28 protein-coding genes are annotated in these 22,112 nt (G+C 58.4%); 3 read left to right on the forward strand and 25 right to left on the reverse strand.

From position 1 onward, the window contains the following. The first annotated feature begins 144 nt into the window (after positions 1 to 144). Positions 145 to 687: a gamma-glutamylcyclotransferase gene (locus ACILRA_RS03085; protein WP_395660624.1), complete on the forward strand. Its 543-nt coding sequence runs from the start codon at positions 145 to 147 to the stop codon at positions 685 to 687. On the opposite strand, the gene ACILRA_RS03090 is transcribed toward ACILRA_RS03085, so the two are convergent. From ACILRA_RS03090 to ftsE, 5 genes are all read right to left on the reverse strand, one after another. Continuing rightward, positions 663 to 1,073, reverse strand: coding sequence for a hypothetical protein (locus ACILRA_RS03090; RefSeq protein WP_395660625.1), 411 nt, complete (start codon positions 1,071 to 1,073; stop codon positions 663 to 665). The genes ACILRA_RS03085 and ACILRA_RS03090 overlap by 25 nt on opposite strands. Before the next feature lie 41 nt (positions 1,074 to 1,114). Beyond that, positions 1,115 to 3,358, reverse strand: a complete 2,244-nt coding sequence (locus ACILRA_RS03095) for an adenosylcobalamin-dependent ribonucleoside-diphosphate reductase (protein WP_395660626.1) — start codon at positions 3,356 to 3,358, stop codon at positions 1,115 to 1,117. 65 nt (positions 3,359 to 3,423) lie between these two features. Then, a complete protein-coding gene (locus ACILRA_RS03100; protein WP_395660627.1) occupies positions 3,424 to 4,158 on the reverse strand; it encodes a lysophospholipid acyltransferase family protein in 735 nt (244 codons plus the stop codon). Further along, complete coding sequence (locus tag ACILRA_RS03105; RefSeq protein WP_395660628.1) at positions 4,155 to 5,036, reverse strand: cell division protein FtsX; 882 nt, start codon at positions 5,034 to 5,036, stop codon at positions 4,155 to 4,157. Before ACILRA_RS03105 ends, ACILRA_RS03100 begins: the two co-directional genes overlap by 4 nt. Further along, the gene (gene ftsE, locus ACILRA_RS03110; RefSeq protein ID WP_395660629.1) at positions 5,033 to 5,689 is read right to left on the reverse strand and encodes a cell division ATP-binding protein FtsE; all 657 of its coding nucleotides are present in this window, start codon (positions 5,687 to 5,689) and stop codon (positions 5,033 to 5,035) included. Before ftsE ends, ACILRA_RS03105 begins: the two co-directional genes overlap by 4 nt. 243 nt (positions 5,690 to 5,932) lie before the next feature. On the opposite strand from ftsE, the gene ACILRA_RS03115 reads away from it, so the two are divergent. Both ACILRA_RS03115 and hpt read left to right on the forward strand, forming a co-directional pair. Beyond that, positions 5,933 to 6,529: an FxLYD domain-containing protein gene (locus ACILRA_RS03115; protein WP_395660630.1), complete on the forward strand. Its 597-nt coding sequence runs from the start codon at positions 5,933 to 5,935 to the stop codon at positions 6,527 to 6,529. After that, on the forward strand, positions 6,526 to 7,101 hold the full coding sequence (gene hpt, locus ACILRA_RS03120) for a hypoxanthine phosphoribosyltransferase (protein WP_395660631.1): 576 nt from the start codon (positions 6,526 to 6,528) through the stop codon (positions 7,099 to 7,101). Before ACILRA_RS03115 ends, hpt begins: the two co-directional genes overlap by 4 nt. Here the strand turns inward: hpt and ACILRA_RS03125 are convergent. The 20 genes from ACILRA_RS03125 to ACILRA_RS03220 all read right to left on the reverse strand — a co-directional run bounded on the left by ACILRA_RS03125 (position 7,081) and on the right by ACILRA_RS03220 (position 22,063). Further along, entirely contained in the window at positions 7,081 to 7,281 is a 201-nt protein-coding gene (locus tag ACILRA_RS03125) for a hypothetical protein (RefSeq protein WP_395660632.1), read from the reverse strand. The genes hpt and ACILRA_RS03125 overlap by 21 nt on opposite strands. A 61-nt stretch (positions 7,282 to 7,342) precedes the next feature. Further along, positions 7,343 to 7,834 (reverse strand): hypothetical protein, encoded by a 492-nt coding sequence (locus ACILRA_RS03130; protein ID WP_395660633.1) that lies wholly within the window; start codon positions 7,832 to 7,834, stop codon positions 7,343 to 7,345. Continuing rightward, positions 7,821 to 8,303 carry a hypothetical protein gene (locus ACILRA_RS03135; protein ID WP_395660634.1) on the reverse strand — a complete coding sequence of 161 codons (483 nt, stop codon included), beginning with the start codon at positions 8,301 to 8,303 and terminating at the stop codon, positions 7,821 to 7,823. Before ACILRA_RS03135 ends, ACILRA_RS03130 begins: the two co-directional genes overlap by 14 nt. A gap of 11 nt (positions 8,304 to 8,314) precedes the next feature. Next, positions 8,315 to 8,692: a hypothetical protein gene (locus ACILRA_RS03140; RefSeq protein ID WP_395660635.1), complete on the reverse strand. Its 378-nt coding sequence runs from the start codon at positions 8,690 to 8,692 to the stop codon at positions 8,315 to 8,317. 14 nt (positions 8,693 to 8,706) lie between these two features. Further along, positions 8,707 to 9,210, reverse strand: a complete 504-nt coding sequence (locus ACILRA_RS03145) for a hypothetical protein (protein WP_395660636.1) — start codon at positions 9,208 to 9,210, stop codon at positions 8,707 to 8,709. 29 nt (positions 9,211 to 9,239) lie between these two features. Next, the gene (locus tag ACILRA_RS03150; protein ID WP_395660637.1) at positions 9,240 to 9,644 is read right to left on the reverse strand and encodes a hypothetical protein; all 405 of its coding nucleotides are present in this window, start codon (positions 9,642 to 9,644) and stop codon (positions 9,240 to 9,242) included. Further along, positions 9,644 to 10,402, reverse strand: coding sequence for a flagellar biosynthetic protein FliR (locus tag ACILRA_RS03155; RefSeq protein WP_395660638.1), 759 nt, complete (start codon positions 10,400 to 10,402; stop codon positions 9,644 to 9,646). The genes ACILRA_RS03150 and ACILRA_RS03155 overlap by 1 nt, the downstream gene beginning before the upstream one ends. Continuing rightward, positions 10,402 to 12,498 carry a flagellar biosynthesis protein FlhA gene (flhA, locus tag ACILRA_RS03160; RefSeq protein ID WP_395660639.1) on the reverse strand — a complete coding sequence of 699 codons (2,097 nt, stop codon included), beginning with the start codon at positions 12,496 to 12,498 and terminating at the stop codon, positions 10,402 to 10,404. Before flhA ends, ACILRA_RS03155 begins: the two co-directional genes overlap by 1 nt. A 40-nt stretch (positions 12,499 to 12,538) precedes the next feature. Then, positions 12,539 to 12,805 carry a flagellar biosynthetic protein FliQ gene (locus ACILRA_RS03165; protein ID WP_395660640.1) on the reverse strand — a complete coding sequence of 89 codons (267 nt, stop codon included), beginning with the start codon at positions 12,803 to 12,805 and terminating at the stop codon, positions 12,539 to 12,541. Next, positions 12,802 to 13,209 carry a flagellar hook capping FlgD N-terminal domain-containing protein gene (locus ACILRA_RS03170; RefSeq protein WP_395660641.1) on the reverse strand — a complete coding sequence of 136 codons (408 nt, stop codon included), beginning with the start codon at positions 13,207 to 13,209 and terminating at the stop codon, positions 12,802 to 12,804. The genes ACILRA_RS03165 and ACILRA_RS03170 overlap by 4 nt, the downstream gene beginning before the upstream one ends. Beyond that, entirely contained in the window at positions 13,209 to 13,613 is a 405-nt protein-coding gene (locus ACILRA_RS03175) for a flagellar biosynthesis repressor FlbT (RefSeq protein WP_395660642.1), read from the reverse strand. The genes ACILRA_RS03170 and ACILRA_RS03175 overlap by 1 nt, the downstream gene beginning before the upstream one ends. Before the next feature lies 1 nt (position 13,614). Then, positions 13,615 to 13,968, reverse strand: coding sequence for a flagellar biosynthesis regulator FlaF (gene flaF, locus ACILRA_RS03180; RefSeq protein ID WP_395660643.1), 354 nt, complete (start codon positions 13,966 to 13,968; stop codon positions 13,615 to 13,617). A 33-nt stretch (positions 13,969 to 14,001) separates the two neighbouring features. Next, positions 14,002 to 15,042: a flagellar hook-associated family protein gene (locus ACILRA_RS03185; RefSeq protein ID WP_395660644.1), complete on the reverse strand. Its 1,041-nt coding sequence runs from the start codon at positions 15,040 to 15,042 to the stop codon at positions 14,002 to 14,004. Beyond that, a complete protein-coding gene (gene flgK, locus ACILRA_RS03190; protein WP_395660645.1) occupies positions 15,042 to 16,511 on the reverse strand; it encodes a flagellar hook-associated protein FlgK in 1,470 nt (489 codons plus the stop codon). Before flgK ends, ACILRA_RS03185 begins: the two co-directional genes overlap by 1 nt. 31 nt (positions 16,512 to 16,542) lie before the next feature. Further along, a complete protein-coding gene (locus tag ACILRA_RS03195; RefSeq protein ID WP_395660646.1) occupies positions 16,543 to 17,781 on the reverse strand; it encodes a flagellar hook protein FlgE in 1,239 nt (412 codons plus the stop codon). A gap of 150 nt (positions 17,782 to 17,931) precedes the next feature. Continuing rightward, positions 17,932 to 18,255 carry a DUF2160 domain-containing protein gene (locus ACILRA_RS03200; RefSeq protein ID WP_395660647.1) on the reverse strand — a complete coding sequence of 108 codons (324 nt, stop codon included), beginning with the start codon at positions 18,253 to 18,255 and terminating at the stop codon, positions 17,932 to 17,934. A 13-nt stretch (positions 18,256 to 18,268) separates the two neighbouring features. Beyond that, positions 18,269 to 19,069, reverse strand: a complete 801-nt coding sequence (locus tag ACILRA_RS03205; RefSeq protein ID WP_395660648.1) for a carbohydrate ABC transporter permease — start codon at positions 19,067 to 19,069, stop codon at positions 18,269 to 18,271. Beyond that, positions 19,066 to 19,929, reverse strand: coding sequence for a carbohydrate ABC transporter permease (locus ACILRA_RS03210; RefSeq protein WP_395660649.1), 864 nt, complete (start codon positions 19,927 to 19,929; stop codon positions 19,066 to 19,068). The genes ACILRA_RS03205 and ACILRA_RS03210 overlap by 4 nt, the downstream gene beginning before the upstream one ends. Further along, positions 19,926 to 20,999, reverse strand: a complete 1,074-nt coding sequence (locus ACILRA_RS03215; RefSeq protein WP_395660650.1) for an ABC transporter ATP-binding protein — start codon at positions 20,997 to 20,999, stop codon at positions 19,926 to 19,928. Before ACILRA_RS03215 ends, ACILRA_RS03210 begins: the two co-directional genes overlap by 4 nt. After that, positions 20,999 to 22,063 (reverse strand): ABC transporter ATP-binding protein, encoded by a 1,065-nt coding sequence (locus tag ACILRA_RS03220; RefSeq protein WP_395660651.1) that lies wholly within the window; start codon positions 22,061 to 22,063, stop codon positions 20,999 to 21,001. The genes ACILRA_RS03215 and ACILRA_RS03220 overlap by 1 nt, the downstream gene beginning before the upstream one ends. Between the last annotated feature and the right edge of the window lie 49 nt (positions 22,064 to 22,112).

Here is a 22,112-nt window from a genome sequence, read left to right on the forward strand (position 1 = left end):
ACCCCGGACGCAACGGACCAATAGACTGTCCAGAGCAGGGCGAGAAGCAGAACGGCTGCCAAGGGCAGCAACATACGCCAAGATCGGAGGGGAGAATTCAGCATTTGATCTCAGGGCATTATTCGCGTTAGTCAGAAGCTCATCATGAAGCAGTTCTGGATTTTTGGCTATGGCTCGCTCATGTGGCGGCCCGGGTTTGATTTTCTGCATAGCGAACCGGCCCTGGTTCATGGCCATCACCGCCGTCTCTGTGTCTATTCTTACGTGCACCGCGGAACGCCTGAACAGCCTGGACTGGTTCTCGGCCTCGACCGTGGCGGGTCTTGTCACGGCATGGCGTTCCAGATCGCCCCCCAATGCTGGGAGGAGACAATCGCCTACCTCCGCGCCCGCGAACAGGTAACATCGGTCTATGTCGAAATGCGCAAGACCATAAGGCTACTCTCCAGCGGCGCCATCACCGACGCCACGACATATGTCGTGGACAGGAACCATGTCCAGTACGCAGGCGCACTTGGTGAAAACGCACTGATGGAGCATGTATCGCGTGGGCAGGGCATCTCCGGCCGATGCATCGACTATGTCCAGAATACAGTCGAGCACCTCAGAGCCATGAAGATCTATGATCCGACACTGGAATGCCTGGCCCGGAGACTTGCACCTCAGGCAGCGAGCAGGTCCAGCTGAACGGGTCTTGCATAAGGCCTGGGTTCGGCCATGGCCGGAGGCTCCGCACTCACGGCTGCCAGAAGATCGGCCAGAACCTGTTCCGCACCCTCCTCATCCCGGGCAATGAGGTGGACGTGGATCTCTTCCTCTCCGGGCCAGTCTTCACCGGCATGCGCGCCGCATGAGGTCCCCTGAGCATGAAAGCGCCCGACTGAAACCGCCTGCCGCATTCCGCCCTTCACACTGACGATGACGAACACAGCGCCAGCGACGGGCGGACAAAGATCGCGGCGATAGATCGAGTGGATGTAGCTCCGGCCAGATGCGCCGCGCCAATACCAGAAGCGTTCACCAAGGCCTGGATCCTCGGGCAGAATGGCGGTCAGGGGGTGGCCTTGCAGCATGAGAACAAATATAGAACAAGCATTATTCTTGTCAAGCTCGATCAGCTACACTTGGAAAACCCGCATGACAGACACGTGGCACAGCCTTCCTGGAACATGAGTGACTGCCCGCCGCAACGTGGACATGACACACGCCGCTCGCCGTCCCTTTCGGCGACGGCGAAGCGTTCTTCGGCTCCCTGTTCCAGAATTCCCGCTTCGATCATGTGACGCTCGATCACCCCGCCAATCGCTGCCAGCAGGCTTGGCACGTAGTGCCCGCCCATCCATTGTCCACCGCGTGGGTCGAATACCGCCTTGAGCTCTTCCACGACGAACGAGACGTCACCACCGCGACGAAACACGGCGGAGATCATGCGCGTGAGCGCAACGGTCCAGGCATAATGCTCCATATTCTTGGAGTTAATGAAGATCTCGAACGGCCGGCGGCGCCCATCCTCCATGATGTCGTTGATCGTGATGTAGATGGCATGATCCGAATCAGGCCATTTGAGCTTGTAGGAAAATCCGCCCAACACCTCTTCCCGCGCGCGGGGAGAGTGCTGGCTCGCCTTCTCCTCCGGGAGAGGTAGCGTGCTCGAGAGGACAGATCCGGTGACGCTGTTTGGCCGAAAGGTCGTACAGCCCTTCAAGCCGAGATCATAGGCTTCCTCATAAACCGTCTTGAAGGCATCGAAGGCAAAATCGACGGGGATATTGACGGTCTTCGAGATCGAACTGTCGACATGCTTCTGAACGGCTGCCTGCATGGCAAGGTGCGCGGACGGCGCGAGCTGGTCCGCGGTGATGATAGAGGCGGGAAGCGGTGCATCGTCACCCTTCATCTGCCACCACAGCGCGGCGGCATAGTCCGTTACGTTCTCGGTGCGGGATGAATCATCGGCCTGCAAAATCTTGCGTCCATAACGAATACTGAAGATCGGTTCGATACCGCTTGAAACATTGCCGGCCAGAAGCGAAATGGTTCCCGTCGGCGCGATCGAGGTGAGAAGTCCATTGCGAATGCCGTGGCGTTCGATTTCCGCCCCCAGATGAGGTGACAACCTTGCCGCATGGCCGGTTCGACCGAACCGCTCGCGATCGAAAAGCGGGAAGGGGCCACGCTCGCGCGCAAGTCCAATGCTTGCCTCGTAGGCAGCCTGCTCGATCACCCCCATCCAGCCTGATGCTGCCGAGGCTGCCTCGGGCGAGCCATAGGTTAACCCCACCATGGCCAATGCATCCGCCAGCCCCGTGATGCCGAGCCCGATCCGCCGCTTGGCAAAAGCTTCTTCCCGTTGCTGTGGCAACGGATAGTTTGACACGTCGATGACGTTATCCATGAAGCGCACGGCGACCGCTGCAGTCTCGGCGAGACTTGCTGTATCGAGCCCTGCCTCCGTGCCGAACGGGTCAACCACGAAGCGGGTAAGATTGAGCGAACCCAGAAGGCATGCGCCGTAGGGCGGAAGGGGCTGTTCCCCGCAAGGATTGGTGCTGCCGATTGTTTCGCAATAGCCAAGATTGTTATCGCTATTGACGCGGTCGATGAAGATCACCCCTGGCTCGGCATAGTCATAGGTCGCCTGCATGATCTGATCCCAAAGCCGCGTTGCGGGTACTTCTCGGAAGGTACGTCCCTCGAAGACTAGCGGCCAGCCTTCACCTGCCTTGACTGCTTGCATGAAGCGGTCCGTGACGAGAACCGAGAGATTGAAATTGCGAAGCCGCCCCGCCTGCCGCTTGGCCGCGATGAAGTCCTCGATGTCCGGATGGTCGCAGCGCATGGTTGCCATCATCGCTCCCCGGCGCATCCCGGCGGACATGATGGTCTTGCACATGGCATCCCACACATCCATGAAGCTGATTGGCCCGGAGGCATCGGCTCCAACCCCCCTCACTTTTGCTCCGCGCGGCCGGATGGTCGAAAAGTCATGCCCAATGCCGCCGCCTTGCTGCATGGTCAGTGCGGCTTCCTTGAGTTGGGTGAATATGCCGTCGAGAGAATCGGGAATCAGACCCATGACGAAGCAATTGAATAACGTCACCTGCCGGCCTGTGCCGGCCCCTGCGAGGATGCGGCCCGCAGGCAGAAACCGGTAGCCCTGCAGAATGCGGTAGAAGGCGTCAGCCCAGTCTTTCCGTTCACCGGTCTGTTCAGCCTCGGCTATCGCGCCGGCCACGCGCCGCCAGCTATCCTCAATCGTCTGTTCGGCGCCAGACCCCGAGGCCGGCTTGAACCTGTACTTCATGTCCCAGATGTCATGGGAAATCGGATCAAAGGGGGGACGGCTTGCACTTTCCATCTCTGAAACCTCCGGTGGTAGCAGGATGTTAGTGGGTCAAGGACCAGAAGTCGAGTGTTTGTTCTCTATTTGTACGCAAGTCCGCGCTGACGAGCCTCCCCCACCAATGCAGCAGTCTCGGGTTCGATCGCATTCTCAAGGCGAGACTGAAACTCTCTGCGGCCAAGACCCGCCGGAATTGGCGGAAGAAACGAGATTACAATCGTTCCTGGCCGCCTGAGAAACTGCCGCCGCGGCCAGAAGAGTCCCGAGTTCAAGGCAAATGGCACGCACGGTACTGAAAGCCTGCCATAGACCGCGGCCGCGCCCGGCTTGTAATCGGGCGGATCATCCGGCGCGCGCCTGGTCCCCTCCGGCATGATCACGACCTGCCTGCCGTCGGCCACTGCCCGCACGGACTTGTCGATGAGCGCGCGCAATGCCTGTGTTCCCGCGGAACGCTCGACCGGGATCATGCGGAACTTGTAGATGAACCATCCGAAGAACGGGATGAATGTCAGTTCCTTCTTCAGGACAACCGCCGGATCGTCGAGCAATGGAAGGATGGCGAAGGTCTCCCAGAAGGACTGATGCTTTCCTGCCACCAGACACGGACCCTGGGGGATGTTGGACGCCCCCCTCACCTCCATGCTGATTCCGGCGATCACCCGCAGCCAGAACAGTGAGGATCGTGCCCAGGTTTGAAGCGCGCGGATCGACCACTTGCGGGGTGTGAAGAAAAAGACGGATCCCAGCACCAGAAACAGCACGAGGTTGAGATAGAAAACCAGATTGAACAGCGCCGAGCGAAAATGGATCACGTGACCACCCCAAGCCGACGCATCAGCGTCACCCTTGCCGTGATCAGGCAGATTAGGGTCGCAGCCACAGGAACGGCAAAGAGAAACAGATAGCTCCAGACGGCGGTTTCAGGTGCGGAAAACAGCAGGCTACGGCTTGCTGCCGCCATTCCACCACCGCCCGACACGCCCAGCAGAAGGAACGTCAGCAGCCCTAGTCCGACACCAATGAAGCCGGAGAGCATGCCCGTCCTCAGGAACCGGCCGTCAATCTGGCGCGCGATGTAGCTGTCCCGAGCGCCCACGAGGTGCAGCAGATCGACGATTGGCCTGTTGGCCTGCAGCACCGCACGCGTAGCAAAGATGACGATGGCAATCGCAGAGACGGAAATCAGGAGGAGGATCGCATAGGAGAGAACAGACAAGGCGCGGGCCATGCGCGTCAGTTCCGCTTCCCACTTCCGGTGCGTATCAAGGCGCGCGCCCTTGGCTGCCGAGATCGCCGTTGCGAGAGCCTCGGCATTGAGTGGCCGGTCGGGATCGATCATGACACGGATCAATCGCGGCACGGGCAACCCTTCGAGGGCTCGCGTCCCAAGCCATGGCTCTAGCAGCTTCGCGCCGGCTTCATTCGGCAGCGCCTCGGCCTTCAGGACGCCGGGAAAGCCGGATGCGATAGTCTGTGCCTTGGCCACTTCGGCATCAATGTCGGCGTCGCGCACGTGAGCCACCTGAATGGTCATTTCCTGCGACAGACCGCTCGTCCAGCTTGTCACCGCACGCTCCACCAGAATCAGTGCGCCGATGGCGAGGCAAGCAAGGTAGCTCATCACTGCCATGGTGACCGTCAGCGAGCGAAGGGATGCGACATTGGAGGGAATGATCGAACCGGGCTTCATTGCAGGCTGAGTAACCCCTCCTCGAGATTCAGGACTGGCCGCTCGGCCTGCCTTACAAGGTCTCGGTCATGGGTTGCGATCAACATGGTTGTTCCAAGCCGGTTGAGTTCCAGAAAGAGATGGAGAAGCCGTTTGGCGAGCAGGGGATCAACGTTTCCTGTTGGCTCGTCGGCAAGCAAGAGCTGCGGCTTGGCGATGACCGCCCGCGCGATTGCCGCACGCTGCTTTTCGCCACCAGAAAGAACTGGCGGCAAGGAGGATGACTTCTCGGCAAGCCCGACCCAGTCCAGAAGATCCATAACATCGCGGCGGTAGCTGGCTTCCGCCTTGCCGGCCACCCGCAGCGGCAGGGCTACGTTATCATAGGTCGAGAGGTGATCGAGAAGGCGAAATTCCTGAAACACAACGCCTATTCGACGCCGGATCGGCGGAAGCCTGTGGTGGCTCAGGCTCCCGACATCCTCTCCGAAGATTTCGAGGTGGCCCCGGGTTGGCTTGAGCGCCAGAAACAAAAGCTTTAGCAACGAAGATTTTCCAGCACCCGAGGAGCCAGTCAGGAAGAAGAAGTCGCCTGGCAGCATTGAGAAGGTGACGCCCTTCAGGACTTCCGGACCATCCCCATACCGTAGCCCCACATTCTCAAGCTGCAGCACAGCAACGCTCTCCTGTTCACAGGACCATTTAAGCAATCGAACTTTAACGAGCCATTAACCCTAACTGGACTTAATCTGTAACCAAGACGAGCACTATCCGCCAATGTGAACGAACCATATCACCCTCTCATGATCACACACTGCCCGTCCTGCAAAGACCTCATTAACCTACAGGCCCACAACAGCCATGAAGGCGGTGGGATGGCCTATTGCCCCTCCTGCGGCCATGGCTGGATTGAGGCCATGGCAATCGAGATCTCACCCGATCCCGTCCGACCGATCCAGAGCTTCAACCGGCCCGGCGACGCACCCGACGTCGAGGTACGGAAGATCGTATCTGCAAGCCTTCTGGCGCAGGAAACCTTCGAGATCCGACGCCGGCGCCGGCGCACGGCGATGGCGGCTTGGGTGGGACTTGCCGCGCTTGGGCTCACGCCCGCCGCCGTCGCCGTCGCCATGCCCGAAAGGGTGGTCGCCACCGCACCAGCGGCGATCGCTTTCTATGACTGGATCGGCCGGGAGGTGAATATCTACGGCCTCGAAATCAGGGAGATCGAACTGCAGCACCTGCAGGTTGGCGATCAGAGAATGATCGCGGTCAAGGGCGAATTCGTCAATGTGTCGGAGACGGAAAGAAGAATTCCTTGGCTGAGGTTTGCCCTGCGTGATCGTTCGAACCAAGAAGTTTATCAGTGGCAGCTTGATACTGAGTCCAGGCCATTGAAGCCGGGAGAAGCGAAGAGTTTCTTCACCCGTATCGCTTCACCGCCACAAGCTGCTGAAGCCGTCGAAATTCGGTTTGCCCGGGCGGATGAAATAGGCTCAAATATCTCCCCATGAGCGAGATTGAGATCGACGGACATCGAATCGGGGTTCTGTTTTCAGAGGCCGACATTGCAACTCGCGTTAAGGCAATTGCCGAATCAATTGCGGCACGTGATCCCACCAATCTTCTCGTCGTTCCCATCCTGAAAGGGAGTTTTGTCTTCGCGGCGGATCTGATCAGGGCCATGCATCATGCAGGCTTGTCCCCCGAAGTCGACTTCATGATCCTGTCAAGTTACCGCAAGTCGACGAGATCCTCTGGTCAGGTCACCGTGCTGCGCGATATCGAGACAGATGTACGAGGGCGCGACGTACTGCTGATCGACGACATTCTCGAATCGGGACGAACACTGGCATTTGCCAAGGATCTCCTTTCGGCCCGCGGCGCAAAGGCCACATTCACGGCTGTCCTGCTCCACAAGCCAGGTCATCTGGCGGCTCATATCACCGCCGATTTTGAAGGATTCACCTGCCCGGACAAGTTTGTGGTCGGCTATGGCATGGACATGGCGCACCAATTCCGGGAATTGCCTTTCGTGGGCCATGTCATGCCAGCCGGGGTGTCCTCAACCCAGCCCAAGACCTAGGAAGAAGCCTGAAACCGCAACAATTGCGCCGAGAAGAAAGCCGATCAATCCCGAAAGAAAGGCGTTGCCTGCCTCGATCTCGCTACGGTCCATGCGGAGCTGTAGTGCCGCACGCAAGGCAAACCATTCGAGCTCATGCCGCGGCATCAGCCTGATGCCCTCCAGTACCTTCTCTGTCATGGCCTGATCCTCATCCTGAGAATCACGGACAGCAATTGCCGTGCCAAAGAAGCGTGGCCTTTTAGGTTAGGATAAAACGAAACCAGAACAAGAGAAAGGTCGATACCAGAATTGTTCCCAGTATCATCATAGCTGTGCCGAACACCCCTGCCTTGCCCCTTGCAGGCGGTGTGAAGACAAGCTCCAGGGCATCGGCACGATCCTCGCCCGTTGGTTCAAAAGGCAATGGTGAAAGGGCGTCCGCGCCCGCAGGCTCACCCCACGCAAAATTGTTCGGCGAATCAGGCTGATCAAATTCCTTGAGAACTCCGCGGGTGCTCATATGGCACGCAAGCGCCATCGCGGCCTCAGCCGGCAAATGAGGCGAAGACACTGCCAGCATATCAGCATCTTCGCGGCGGGACAGCAGTTCCCACACCTGAAGCGGATCGCCAGCACGTTCCATGAGGTGTCTTTCGGATGCCGCGTCCTGCGTGCGCCAGTCACTCCGCTTGCCGAGGTCACGGATCAGTTCCCCATGTGAAAGGCTGGCGGCAGCGTTACTCCGATCCATCGCCGCTACTGATCCAGTTCGTCCGGATATCCTCCTTCCTGACGTAATTCACCTGTTGCAGAAGCACGTGCCGCACAAGATCGGCGCCGATACGCGCATTGGATTCCGCGGCAATCGCCGCCGTGATTTCCTCAAGGTCCTTACTCTTCAGCCTGCGGAAATCCACATCGGTTCTGGAAAAGACCACGCGGAAGGCAGCATCCACGAGAAAGGGTAACGGATCGAGCTTCCGTTCGGCAAGCAATCCCCGGTCGACCGCGAACGACAGCTGAAGGATCAGATAACCTGAGACATCACCGTCTCGCATGATCGGGACACTGGTCATCTCGGACTTCAGTTCCTCGACACCAAGGTCAGGTTCTGCAGATACCGTGCCGCTCGCGCTGTTGCTGGCGAGATAGACCGACCCATAGGTCGCTCCCGCCGTAACGAGGATCACCCAGACACCTATCGCGACCAGCTTGAGCATATTGTCCGGTCTCAGCGAAGTGAATAGCGGCTTCGGGAATAGGTACCGTCTGAATCAGCGTCGCGAAGCCCTCCAATGATGATGTCGCTGAGTTCCCCGACTGCGCCAATATGCAGTTTCAGCAAAGCAGAGTTTTCGCGAAGTGCTTCCGACAACCGCTGCAGAAGGCTCCTGCAGGCGTTCGCAGTGCAATGCGGCTCCTCCAAACGCTGCGCCGCCATGAGTTCGCGCAGGCAGTGGTTCTTCCTGTCCGTAAACCCGGCATGGTGCGTGATACGGCGCTCCACCAGAACCGCATTCTCTTCCTCGACCACCTCGATGAGCTTTAGAAGAGTTGGAATGAGCGCTGAAGCGGGTACCGGTCGGCTTATCGCGGCATCATACGTCATCGCAACACCTACAATCAGCCTGAGAAAGCTTCGATCTCGTCTGTCGCAAAATATGGCCAGCCGCCCTGAGACGACCCGTCACGGTCATTGCCCGCCGAAAGCGTCTCCGCAATGCCGATCCCTCCGGAGCCGGCATAAAGCCCTGCAAGCTGATCTGCTGCCAGGGATCGCCAAATTCCCGCTGAGGGTCCGGCACCATAGGCCCCTGACTCGGACGCGGGCAGCAGTGACTCCAGCAAATTGCGCAAGACCATCCGCTCGAAATCAACATATGCCCCTGGCGCTGATGCACCAGAATGATTGGCCAATCTGTCCGGGAGTTCTGAAACAGCAGATCCAACGGATACGCTGGAGCCTGACTCGCGGTTAGCCGCCCTGTCCAAGAGGCCCGCAAAGTCCTGCGAAATGGCATCCTCACCCTTCATTGATTGAAGTTTCGCCGTGGCGGTGCTTACCCGCGCCGGGTCGGCGCTTCGCATGACGTCAACAATCAAATCTGATGGAATTGCCACAGCCATCTCACCAACTCCGGATTATTCCCAGGCCTTCATGACACCACACGACCCTTGCCGGAAGCTTTTGGCCCGGCCGTGCAAGCCGCTTCCTGTGCCTGCATCTCGACCGACTTGCGTTCTGCCGAAGCCCGCTCCTGCTTGAAGGCACAGGATGCGATCTTCTCCCGCGCTTTCGCGGAGAGAAGTCTCTGCCTGAGGCTCTCAGCCTCTTCCAGAACACTCTTCAGTTCCAAATCTCTTGCGGCGAGGTTGCGGAGAATGACGGGCGTGGATGCCGTGCCGGCGGTTCCGGCAATCGTCGCCAGTCTATCGATTTCCACAATTGCGCCTTCGAGAACGGAAGCTCTCGTATTCTTTCGGACGAGTGCTGCCTCGAGGATCTCCACCATCTTGCCCTGTGCCACTGCAAGGCGCTGGAGACGTTTCTGCCGTTGCATCAGAAACCACCGCGCAAAAGCCAGGACTGATAGGAGCCAGTGAAGATGAGGATCCAATCGATCCAGATCATGTAGAACAGCAGGAAGCCTCCAAGTATCACCACACCCGTCGTTGCGTGATAAACTGACAGGTGTTGTGCAAATCGGTTCCCCATGCCAAGGGCGACGTTCACGATGACGCCGTAGACAAGGAAAGGTGACGCAAGACGCAAGGCCAACATCGACGTTTCGCTTATGACATTGACCATGCTGATCATGAGTGCGCTGATCGCTGGCGATTCACCGGGCACGATCACCGTATAGGACTCCATGATCGCGATCATCAGTTCCACATGCAGTCCCATTGCGAAAACGATCATCACCGCTGCCGAGGAAACAAGGGTGGCAAGCGGCGAACCAGTGTCGCCCTCCTCCAGTGGGACGCCGGGAATACCCGCAAGACCGATGAAGTTGGAGATGGCAGTCGCTGAAAACTGAAGTGCGAGAAAGAAGAAGCGCGCCATGAGCCCAATTGCTGAACCCGTCAGCGTTTCCCAGAGGATCATGTAGGGATGTTGCTCTTCTGCGAGCCTCCTCAGTCCGCTTGTCACCTCGTCAAGAAGATAGGGAGAGAGCGCTGCCGTCAGAGCCATAGCTCCGAATAATCTCACATGCACGGGAACGCGTGGACTTGAAAAGCCCGGGGCGAAGAGAAGGCAGCCGCCGATTCGGCAGAACAGCAGGAAGAGCGCGAACAGATGGACCTCAAGATTCTCCATCAGGAGAGCGAAGCCATCACATCGAGCTTGATGCCCTTGGATATCTCGATGTGCGACAGAACTGGCAATGTCGGAAAGAGCCGGTCCACGATGAGGCGCACGTAAGGCCGCGCCTCTGGTGCAGTCACGAGAGCGAACTGATCACCACGCTCCAGCAATGACTTAACAGCTGACGTCAGCTCGGATGCGAACTGTTCGATGAGGCGAGGATCGATATCGAACTCCACGACGTCGCCCTTCGCATCCCGCTTGAGGCTCTGCAAGAAAGTTACGTCCCAGCGGTTGCCAAGACGGACGATCCTCAGGGTCCCCTCCTGTGCGAGATCACCACAAATCTGCTGCGCGAGCCGAAGCCTCACATGCTCCACGATCAACTCCGGCTTCCGCAAGTAGGGCGCTACCTCAGCGACAGCTTCAAGTATGAGGTGCAGGTTGCGGATCGACACTCTTTCGGAAAGGAGTAGTTTGAGAATTGCCTGAAATCCGGAGAAGGAAAGAAGCGATGGGCATGTCTCGTCGAGCAACCTCTTGTACTCAGGATCCAGCCTATCGGTCAGGCCCCGCAAGTCCTTGTAGGACATGAGGTTACCCAGATTATTGCGGATCACTTCGGAAAGATGTGTCAGCATGACCGACATCGGATCAACAGGTATGTGACCAGCCGCCCTCAGCTCAGCCGCAAACACGTCAGGATACCAATAGGCTTCCATGCCAAAGGCCGGCTCCCTGACTTCGTCACCGGGAAGTGCTGGCTTGGGCTTGCCGCCCGGTATGACGAGGAGTTCACCAACCCGCAGCTCGAAGGCCGCAGCTGTGGTGCCGTGGATCCTTATGCCGTAACTCCGCGCAGGGATCAGGAGGTCGTCGCTCAGCCGGATGTCAGGAATCACGAAGCCGAATTCCTGGGCAAAGCGTCTGCGCATCTTTGCAACGCGATGCGCCAGTTCACCATGTGCGACAAGCATTGCTGCCGAAATCTGACGGCCAAGGCGAAGTTCGATCTCGGCGGTGCGCAGGAGCTCCTTCACCGAGTTACGCTCGTCCTCCTGCCGGGTTGCTTCCTCCTCGCGGATCTTCTCCTCTGCTGCATGACGGACCCGCGCAGTCTGCCGGTTGATTGCAGCAGCACCGCCAATCAACATGACTGACAGTACCGCGAAGGGGAAGAACGGAAGCCCTGGAACAAGCGCAAGAATTGCCAGCAATCCCCCCGCAACCAGCAGAGCACGCGGAAAAGCGCCCAGCTGCAGAAAGATCGTCTCCTGTGCGGCGCCCCGGTTACCCCCCTTGGAAACCAGCAGGCCAGCAGCAAGCGAGACGATCAGCGCCGGGATCTGTGTCACCAGCCCATCGCCAACAGAGAGCTGGACATAGGTATCAGCCGACTCTGAGAAGCTCATCCCGTGCCGGAACATGCCTATGATGATGCCACCAACGATGTTGACACCGGTGATGATGATGCCTGCGATCGCATCTCCCCGGACGAACTTCGAGGCTCCGTCCATTGATCCGAAGAAGGAGCTCTCCTGCTCGAGCTCGGCCCTTCGGCGGCGTGCTTCCTTTTCGTCGATCAGACCGGCAGACAGGTCCGCGTCGATCGCCATTTGCTTTCCCGGGATGGCGTCCAGCGTGAACCGCGCTCCCACTTCTGCAATGCGGGTGGCGCCCTTGGTGATGACGATGAAGTTGATGGTGATCAGAATCAGGAAGACGATAAGCCCAATAACGAAATCGCCACTCATGACAAGCTTCGAGAACCCACCCACCATATGGCCAGCAGCATTCGGGCCCTCATGCCCATGGGCGAGAATTAGCCGCGTGGTTGCCACGTTGAGCGACAGGCGCAACATCGTGGCGATCAGAAGAACCGTCGGAAATGCGGAGAAGTCGAGTGGCCTGGGAATCCACAGTGCCACCATCAATATCACCACTGACAGTGTAATTGAGAGTGCCAGGCCCATATCCAGAAGGAAAGGCGGTATGGGCAGAAACAAGACAATCAGAATTGCGACAATACCAATCGCAAACCCGATGTCTCGATTTCCGCCCAGCCGTATCGAATTCTCAACCGGCTTGCCGCGGGTGACGTCAGACATTACTCATTCCTTCATGAGCAGGGCATCCTCCCTGCAAAATTCAGAATCCTGTTTCAATATGCTGATAGACCTGCTCGGTAAAGCTCATGAGCTGGGCGGCGGCTACAGGCGCAAGGAGCAGCAAGGCCGCGAAGATGGCGAGTATCTTGGGTACGAATGTGAGTGTCGCTTCCTGCACCTGTGTGAGTGCCTGAAGAAGCGCGATGGCGACGCCCACCAGGGTTGCCGCCCCAACGGCCGGCCCCGAACCCACGATGACCGCCCAAATAGCATCCTGCACGAGTTTGAGGGCGTCCGCTTCGTTCATGGCTCAGTAATCCTGTAGCCGAGGGAGAGATCAAGTCTGGTCCCGTCCTCCAGTATGGCGACGGGTCCGCTCTTGCCGATCTCAATGGCACTGACCAAACCCGCTTTCCCGCCGTTAAGGCTGCTCAACTCCTTGCCGACCATGGACGCTGCAACAGCGGCCGCTGACGATGAAACAAGCTGATCCAGCTTGTCGTTCAGTTTGATTGATTGTTCGACGTTGGAAAATGACGCCAGTTGCGCAAGCGTCTGGGAAGGATCATTCGGTTTCGTTGGATCCTGGTTCTTCATTGAGGCGATGAAAAGCCGCAGAAAGGCGCCATAGTCGAGGTTTGCCTTTGCCGCGTCTGACCCTGCTTGCCGAACCGGTCCGGAGCCTGAGACGACGGGTGTAGTGTTCACCATCAAGCAGCCTCGTCGCTTTGTGCTGGGGACTGGGCGGCATCCTGCCGGGTGCCAAAGCAGCATCTGAGAAGTTTCAGCGCATCGAAGTACCGGCCTTCGCTGACTTTCCGGTCCGCGAGGTCAATCTGCTTCTTGACGTACTCGTCGCTGGCGTTTTGACGTGTTCTGAAGGACATGTGCTTGTAGAGCTCGGCAGTCATTCCCGCGTTAGCGGGATCCATGATCATGCTTTGAACGACGAAATAGAGCTGCCGCTCAGGCGTGACGGCCTCTTCTGCGTGCATGACGTGGTTCTCGAGCAGAAACGTCACATCGTTCAGGAATTCAAGCGATGTGCGGCGGTCAACTCTCAGAACTGCGCCGTTTACGTAGAGCTTCTCTCCGCGCTTGAGATGTATGAACATGCTAGTGCCTTCCCAATCCTTTTCTGATCGCATCCGAGATCTCGATCAGAGCGGAGAAATCGTCCTCGCTCCCGTCGCGGATCTCCTCGGTTCGGCGCAGGACCCAGATTCCGATCGATATCAGGCGTGCCTTGAGTGAATCCGGAAGGCCGTTCCCACTGTCTGACAGATCCTCCAGAAGGAGGGTCCATAGCCGATTGACGAAGAGGAGGGCCTCAACGGACTGACGCGAGCCACGACCCGCAAGCTGGGCTGACTGCAACAGCTCTATCGCTTTATCGAAGGCACGCCTCTCGTTGTCCCGGATCTGTTCGGTGGTGTCCTCGAGCATGAGGCGGTAGGTTGCTTCATACATATGGCGTCGTTCCTCATTTCGTCTCGCATCTCGTCAGATGTAGGAGAGCAGGCTCAGTCGATTGATTCTTCCGGTGACGGCGTAGGACGTCTCAAGCTGCGCCATGAGAACGTTGATGCGTGTTGCGGCCTCATAGGCGTCCACGCCTTCGAGGCTGCGGATTGCGGAGTTGAAATCCGTTCTTTCCTTCTCTAGTGCCTCGCTTGCGAGTTTTAGGCGAGCCTGGCCCGCGCCGATCCTGGCCTGCTCTGAACCGATCTGCAGTTGTGCTTCTGAAATGCGGGCCATCGCCCGGTCTGCGACCGCCCGAAAGGCATCCTTGCCGATGCTACTGTTGCCGAGCATCTCCACCATGGAGAATGCTTGCGCCAGCGCCCTCGCAAAGGGCCGGTCTGCGGTCGTCTGCAAATCGATCGCAGGACCTGTGCCCAGTCGAAACTGCATGTCTTCGCTCGAAGCTGCAGACCAGGTTGATCTCCAATCCGTGTCTTCAAACAGGCTTGAGAATGCTCCATCCAGAAAGCCTTCGATGTCGGAGGCAGACAGCGCGGCCGCCGCGGGACCCGAGGGTGGGAAACCGAAATGAGTTTCAAAAGCACCGATGACAGCCTGGCGTGGGCCCGCCAGGTAGGGTGTCATGGGAGTCGAGTCGGACATCAGTCCGCCAAAAATGTACTGACCGTCGTAGGTTGTGGACAGGGTGGACTGCATTGCATCCAGAGACAGCATTCCTGAGGTGGAGGCGAGTGTCTTGCCGTTCTCCGCGCCTCGCGCGCCTGCGAGTGCTGATTGGAACCCCTTTGCCAGATCTGCCAGTGACGAGAGAGATGCCTGTGTTATCTCAGCACGCAGATCCGCCTGCTTGGCCAGGTCCAGCGTATTGGAAACCGATTCGAGCCGTAGCCGGAAGCCAATGGTGGCGCCGATCCGTGATCCGAGCGCTATTCCCATATCCGCGTGACGGCCCGTTGCCGCCTCGGTCTGCGCCTCCGCAAGCTGCTTCTGACCTTCCGCTATCGCGGTACGCGGAAGCTGGGACATGAGCCGGGTTGAAATGGAATCGATGCGTGGCATCAGCGCACGGCCTCCATCAGGGCTGCCAGCATGGCATCGACTGTTGCCAGAACCTTCGATGATGCCTGGTAGCTCTTCTCGAGGTCCAGCAGTGTTGCCATTTCCTGATCAATGTTCACGCCTGTCACCCGCGCAAGAGAGTCACCGGCGCGTACTGCCATGGCTTTTGCGAGGTCGAGTGATTTGCCTGCAACCTGCCTGCTGGCCTCAACCCAGGCTGATGACTGCAAACTCAAGCTCTTCAGTGAGACGTTGCCACCGATTCCTGCCGCTTCGCCGAAGCTCCGGATCGCTTCGAATGAGTCGGCGAGTTCTGCGATTCTCGTCTGGTAACCCGGCTGGGACAGTGCGTTGCGAAGGTACGGAGCCCCGCCGAATCCCCCGTCCCTCAGGAGGAGAACCGATCCACCTTGTTGCGGGTCGGCTAGTGCATTGAGTCTGATCTGGCCAGCCAGGCCAGCCGGTGGGTTGCTCAGTTGAGGTAGTGTCCCGGCATTTCCCACGAAGAGACCTTCGACCTCTGGCAGGGCTGGTGGAGTGGTGGGGTCCGTCTCTGCGAAGCTACGGATGAGTCCTGCCGCGATCTGGTCGATGTGGGTGGAGAACTGAGGAGCGGTGCGGTCTCTGACCTGTGCCAGCGCTGCAAGCTTGCCACCGGAGACAGGCATGGGCGCGCCGTCTCCCGTCACGGCGGCGCCATCGATCAGAACAACCTTACCTGCAACTCCAGGCGCAAGAGGAGTGGTTGCGGAGAAGCGCACTGTCCGAGGGCTTCCCTCAAACAGAACGGCACCACCTTCAGCATACACCAGAATGTCGTTGTTGGGACGTACCGTTGTCCGGATTCCGATCTCATCCGAAAGCTGCCTCAGGATCGCATCCCGCTGATCGAGCGTATCAGAAAGTTCACTCGCCGTGCCTTGGCCGCGCACAACACCATCGTTCACGATCTTGAACTGGGCCAGAAGGTTGTTGATGCGGTCAACTGAACCCGACATGGCCTCATCGGCTTCAGACCTGATGAGGGACGCCTCGCGAGAAGCGCTGTTCAGCTTCTCGACGAGGCTGCGCGCGGACTCGAGTGCGTCTCTGCCAAGAGTGATGCTTGCCGGATTGACTTCATAGGCTCGCAGAGACTGCTGCAGCGCGTTGAGACCCGCCGCCAGCGAGCGGTTGTCCTCCGGATCTCCGGAAAGACTGCTCATCCGGGTCAGCGCGTCAAGAATGACAGTCTTGCCGGCCGCATCGCTGCTGGAAGCGAGGAGCTTGTCCAGCAGTTGCCGATCGGTGCTGCGGTTGATGGCCGACACCATCGGCGTACCGCCCGGCATGGTGTAGACTTCAGCTGACTTGCGAGTATAGTTCTCATCGCCCGCGTTGCTGACGTTGCGGGCCACCAATGCGGATTGTGCTGCGCTGACGGAGAGGCCCGCCAGTGCATGGTTCAGAGCCGATGAGATGTTTGCCATTGCTGGGGCCTCATGCCGCCATCATTTCCTGTCAGCGCTTCAGGTTCACCAGAACGTCCATCAGTTCGGATCCAGTCTGGAACACCTTGGAATTGGCTGTGTAGCTTCGTTGTGCATCAATCATCGACGTCAACTCGCCAGCAAGATCGACGGTGGACTGTTCCAGCGCACTCGAAATGATTTCGCCCAGGCCATCCGATCTGCTGAAGCCGATCCCTATGGGCCCGGATGTCTGCGAGGCGGAATAGACGTTGCCCGCATGAGGGGTAAGCCCGTCAGGGCTTGTCACTTGCCCCAATGGAACCCGATAGACGGGAACACGGGCACCCGACTTGTAAAGTGCATAAACGAAACCATCCTTGGCGAACTCCACCTTGTCCGGCCGGCCAGCGGGTGCGCCGTTGGACGAGGCCGACAGCACGGTGTAGTTCGTCGCAAGCTGTGTTGTTCCCCCAAAGTCGAGTGTCAGGTCTCCGCTTCCGGGAACTGCGAAGGTGATCTCGTCGACCTGTCCCGCCGTGAATTGTCCGTCCGGTCCAAAGTTCAAGGTCTGGGTGGCCAAAGGCCCCGCCGAGTATGGGAAGCTTCCGCTTGATGCAGCCGTCCTGCCATCAAACACGGTAACTTCCCAGGAGCCGGCTGCAGTCTTTGCGTAGAAGACATCGAGCTTAACTTCAGCACCCAGACCATCATAAACGATCAGGGATGATTTTGCCGTGAACGCTGAGGTGGTGGAATTGAACGATGGCAGATTGCCAGTCGCCACGATGCCAGCTGCTGACGGCAAGTTCGTTCTCATGACGGCCTGCGTAGAGGCTTTCGCCGTCAGTGCCATGTTTGAAACATTGACCGGAACGAGATCCCCAAAGCCATTGACGATGAGCCCCGTCTCCCCAGGCTCGATCTTGTAGCCCAGCAAGGTGAATCCGGCTGAATTGACAAGGTCTCCGTCGCCTTCTGGAACGAAGGAGCCAGCGCGGGTCAGGAACGGCGTGCCATCCGGATCGGCGACGAGGAAAAAGCCGTTTCCGTTGATTGCCAGGTCCGTGAGCGAAGAGGTGCTGGTGAGGCCACCTTGCGTGCTCACATGGTGGCGAACCTTGGTGAGGACGGATCCGCTTTCGTAGTCGATATCCGAGGTCGCCAGAAGGACAGTCGAGAACTCTGACGACGTGACCTTGTAACCGGTTGTGTTCACATTGGCGACATTGTCCGCAACTGCGGATAACCGTGTTGCCTGGGCGTTCATCCCCGAGGCGCCGGTCCTCATCACACCATATAGGCTCATTGCCTGCACCCATCACATTCGCGCCCGGCAAATATGGTTAATCAGGCTTGTGCAGGCCTGATGCCGTTTCGGAAGCCGCGATTATGATGTGATCAGACGGAGCGCCAGTGCGGGGTACCGGTCAGGATGCCTCTACGCCCAGCGGAAAACGATGACAGCCCAGATGACCGAGATCAAGAGGGCGCCCCATAGCGGCGTGCCAAGGAAGCCAAGCCACGCGAGGAAAATGAACGCACTGCCGAGGTGTGTCATGAACAGGCGGTCGCCGCGCGTGGTGTCGAGCCGAAAGATGCCGCGGCGCGGGGATCCGCCGGGCGAGAAGTACTCCCACAGTCCCATCGCAGCGATGGAGCCGAAGATATAGATGAAGAACGCAATGGTGACGCGGTTCCAAGCCATCCAACTGCCGAGCGGCTGTTGCCACCATTCGGCTGAGAACATCAGCGGCGTTTCCATCGGTTTGCCTTTCTCACACGCGGCCGAGGGCAAAGCCCTTGGCAATGTAGTTGCGGACGAAATAGATGACGATGGCCCCGGGTATCAGCGTCAATACCCCCGCCGCGGCGAGCAAGCCGAGTTCGTATCCGGAGGTACTGGCCGTCTTGGTCATTGCGGCAACGATGGGTTTGGCTGAGACGGAGGTGAGATTCTTCGCCAGCAGCATCTCAACCCAGGAGAACATGAAGCAGAAAAAGGCCGCGACACCAATTCCCGCGGAGATCGTGGGAAGGAATATCTTGATGAAGAACGACGGGAAGGAGTAGCCGTCGACATACGCGGTCTCGTCCAGTTCCTTGGGCACGCCGGACATGAACCCTTCCAAAATCCATACGGCGAGCGGAATATTGAATAGCGTGTGTGCAAGAGCCACGGCCCACGGCGTATCGAAAAGCCCGACCGCCGAATAAAGGTTCACGAACGGAAGAACGAAAACGGCGGGCGGCGCCATGCGGTTCGATAGAAGCCAGAAGAACAGGTGCTTGTCGCCCAGAAAGCGGTAGCGCGAGAAAGCATATGCCGCAGGCAGGGCAACGATAACCGAGATCACCGTATTGATTAGCACATAGGTGATCGAGTTGATGTAGGCGTTGTACCAAGACGGATCGGTGAAGATGGTCCGGTAGCTATCAAACGTGAACTCCCTGGGGTAGGCGCTGAAGCCTCCTAGTATTTCATTGGTTGTCTTGAACGACATGTTCAGCAGCCAATAGATCGGCAGCATCAGGAAGATGATGTACAGGGTCAGAACGACATAACGTTTGCGGATCATTTTGTCTCCCCGCGCATCATGAGCGTGTAGAATAACCAGCTGACTAACAGGATGATCAGGAAGTAAACGATCGAGAACGCAGCGGCTGGCCCGAGATCGAAACCGCCCAGTGCCTTCTGCACAAGGTCGATGGAAAGGAACTTCGTTGTGCTGCCTGGTCCGCCGCCCGTCAGAACAATCACCTCGGTATAGATCATGAAGGAGTCCATGAACCGGAGAAGTATGGCGATCGTCAGCACGTGCTTGAGCTTGGGCAGTTGAATATAGCGGAACACTGCCCAGGGTTTCGCGCCGTCGACCTTCGCTGCCTGGTAATACGCGTCCGGGATCGCAACGAGTCCCGCATAGCACAGCAGCACCACCAAGGATGTCCAATGCCACACATCCATCAGCACGACCGTGAACCAGGCGGAGAAAGGCTGACGTGTATAGTTGTAGGGAATTCCGATCGCGTTGATCGCCTTGCCGAGCAGGCCGATGTCAGGAAGCGCCATGATGTTCCACATCGAGCCAACCACATTCCACGGCACCAGTAGTGGAAGCGCCATCAACACCAGGCACAGTGAAACCCATGGACCCTTGCGCGGCATGCAAAGTGCGATCGCAAGGCCGAGAGGAATTTGGATCACAAGCACGAGGGCCGTGAAGATGATCTGCCTGCGAAGCGATTCATGGAACTGGTCGTCGTGAAGAAGCTGCTCGAACCAGATCGCACCCGACCAGAAGAACTCATTGTTGCCGAATGTTTCCTGCAGTGAGTAGTTCACCACCGTCATCAACGGCAGCAGCGCGTTGAACGCAACCATCGCGAAGACGGGGAGAACAAGCCACCATGCCCGGTTATTGAGCGTCTTGTTCATCTGCGCGCCCCTGCCATCCAGCCGTCTTCATAGACTTGCGTGTGGGCGGCATCGAAGGCGAGGAATGTCTGGCCTTCGGGCACCGTCTCACCCTCCTTGACCAGGAGCTTGATACTGTGCCCGTGACTACGGGCTTCGACGATGCGGAATCGCCCTGCATCAGAGACCCGCACCACATCCGCCGCAATTCCGGCATTTGCAAACGACACGAACTCGGGACGCACTCCGATCTCACTCCTGCCCTTGCCCCTTGCGTGTGCGCCGTTACCCACCGCGATGATTTCACCTGCAAACAAGGCCATTCCATCCTTCACCTCGCAGGGAAGCACGTTCATGCCGGGCGAGCCGATGAAATGCCCGACGAAGGTGTGCTGCGGCCTCTCGAACAGGTCGATGGGGGTCCCAGACTGTACGACTTCGCCTTGGTTCATCACCACAACCTGATCTGCGAAGGTCAGTGCCTCGGTCTGGTCATGCGTCACATAGATCATGGTACGCTTGGTCCGGAGGTGGAGTTCTTTGAGCTTTGAACGGAGCTGCCACTTCAGATGCGGATCGATGACGGTCAATGGTTCATCAAACATGATGACGTTCACATCCGAACGCACCAACCCTCGGCCAAGCGAGATCTTCTGCTTTCCGTCCGCGGTAAGTCCTGAAGCACGATTGCTCAACGTGCGGGTCAGTTCGAGCATTTCTGCGATTTCACTGACGCGCTTTTTGATCTCGGCTTCGTCAACGCCGCGGTTTCGCAATGGGAAGGCGAGGTTGTCGTAAACTGTCATGGTGTCGTAGATGACGGGGAACTGGAACACCTGCGCGATGTTCCGTTCCTCCGGCGAGGCATGGGAAATGTCGCGGCCATTGAAGCTGATCGTGCCTTCAGTGGGTGTGAGGAGCCCGGAAATGAGGTTGAGCAGGGTCGTCTTGCCGCAGCCCGAAGGTCCCAGCAGCGCATACGCTCCGCCATCTTCCCACGTGAGGGACAGCCGCTTCAAGGCGAAGTCGTCCTCACTCTGTGGATTCGACATGTAGGAATGGCGGAGGTTTTCGATGCGGATTTCAGCCATCAGGACACCCGTTCGCCGGTAGGCGAGAAAAACAATCCGCGGTCTACCTCGACATGGAGGCTCGCCAGTGAGCCAACCTCAAATGGATGAATCCCGTGCGACTGCGAGACCCAGGTGGCTCCTGCAACATCGAGATGGATCACGCTCTCTGAGCCAGAGAGTTCGGTTACCAGCACGCGCCCTTTGATTTCACCGGTGGTTGCATTCGTTGGAAGTGGCGTCACATGGTGAGGACGGATGCCCATGGTATAGGTACCGTCGGCGAGGCCCGATGCCGAAGCGCCTGCTGGCCATACCCGGTCGCCGAAGACATGAAGCATGCTGCCGCGTTTCTCCACGATCGTGGTATTGATTGGCGGGTCCGAGAACACCTGTGCCGTGATCAGGTCCTTCGGCGTACGATAGGTAGTGGCTGTTGGACCGAACTGTGTGATGCGCCCTTCGTGGAGCGTCGCCGTATTTCCGCCAAAGAGCAGGGCCTCGGTAGGCTCGGTCGTGGCATAGACCACTATTGCATTGCGGCCGGCAAAGAGCTTCGGCAGCTCGTCGCGCAATTCCTCGCGCAGCTTGTAGTCGAGGTTGGCGAGCGGCTCGTCGAGAAGGATCAGGTCGGAATCCTTCACGATGGCGCGTGCAATTGCTGTGCGCTGCTGCTGGCCGCCAGACAGCTCGGAAGGCTTGCGCTTCAGCATCGGCTTGAGGCGAAGGAGTTCGGCAGCGGACATGACGCGCCGGTCGATCTCTGCCTTGTCCATCCCTGCGACCTTGAGCGGCGAGGCGATGTTGTCGTAAACGCTGAAATTGGGATAGTTGATGAACTGCTGGTAGACCATGGAGACGTTGCGCTGCTGCACAGCTAGCCCTGTAACGTCTTTGCCGCGAAAGCGTATTGAGCCCGAGCTCGGCTTCTGGATGCCTGCCATCAGCTGCATCAGCGTCGTCTTGCCGGCGAGGGTCGTCCCGAGGAGCACGTTGAAGGAACCTTCGGGTAGCACGAGCGAAGTCGGGTGGATGTGCGTATCCGCACCCACCTGCTTTGCGACATCAATGAGTTCGAGGGCCATGCGTCCCTGCTGGTTGAGTGATCCGGAAAAGAAGAGGGCGCGGGAAGGA

It is taken from the genome of Aestuariivirga sp. (assembly GCF_044239095.1).
Taxonomy (GTDB): Bacteria; Pseudomonadota; Alphaproteobacteria; order Rhizobiales; family Aestuariivirgaceae; genus Aestuariivirga.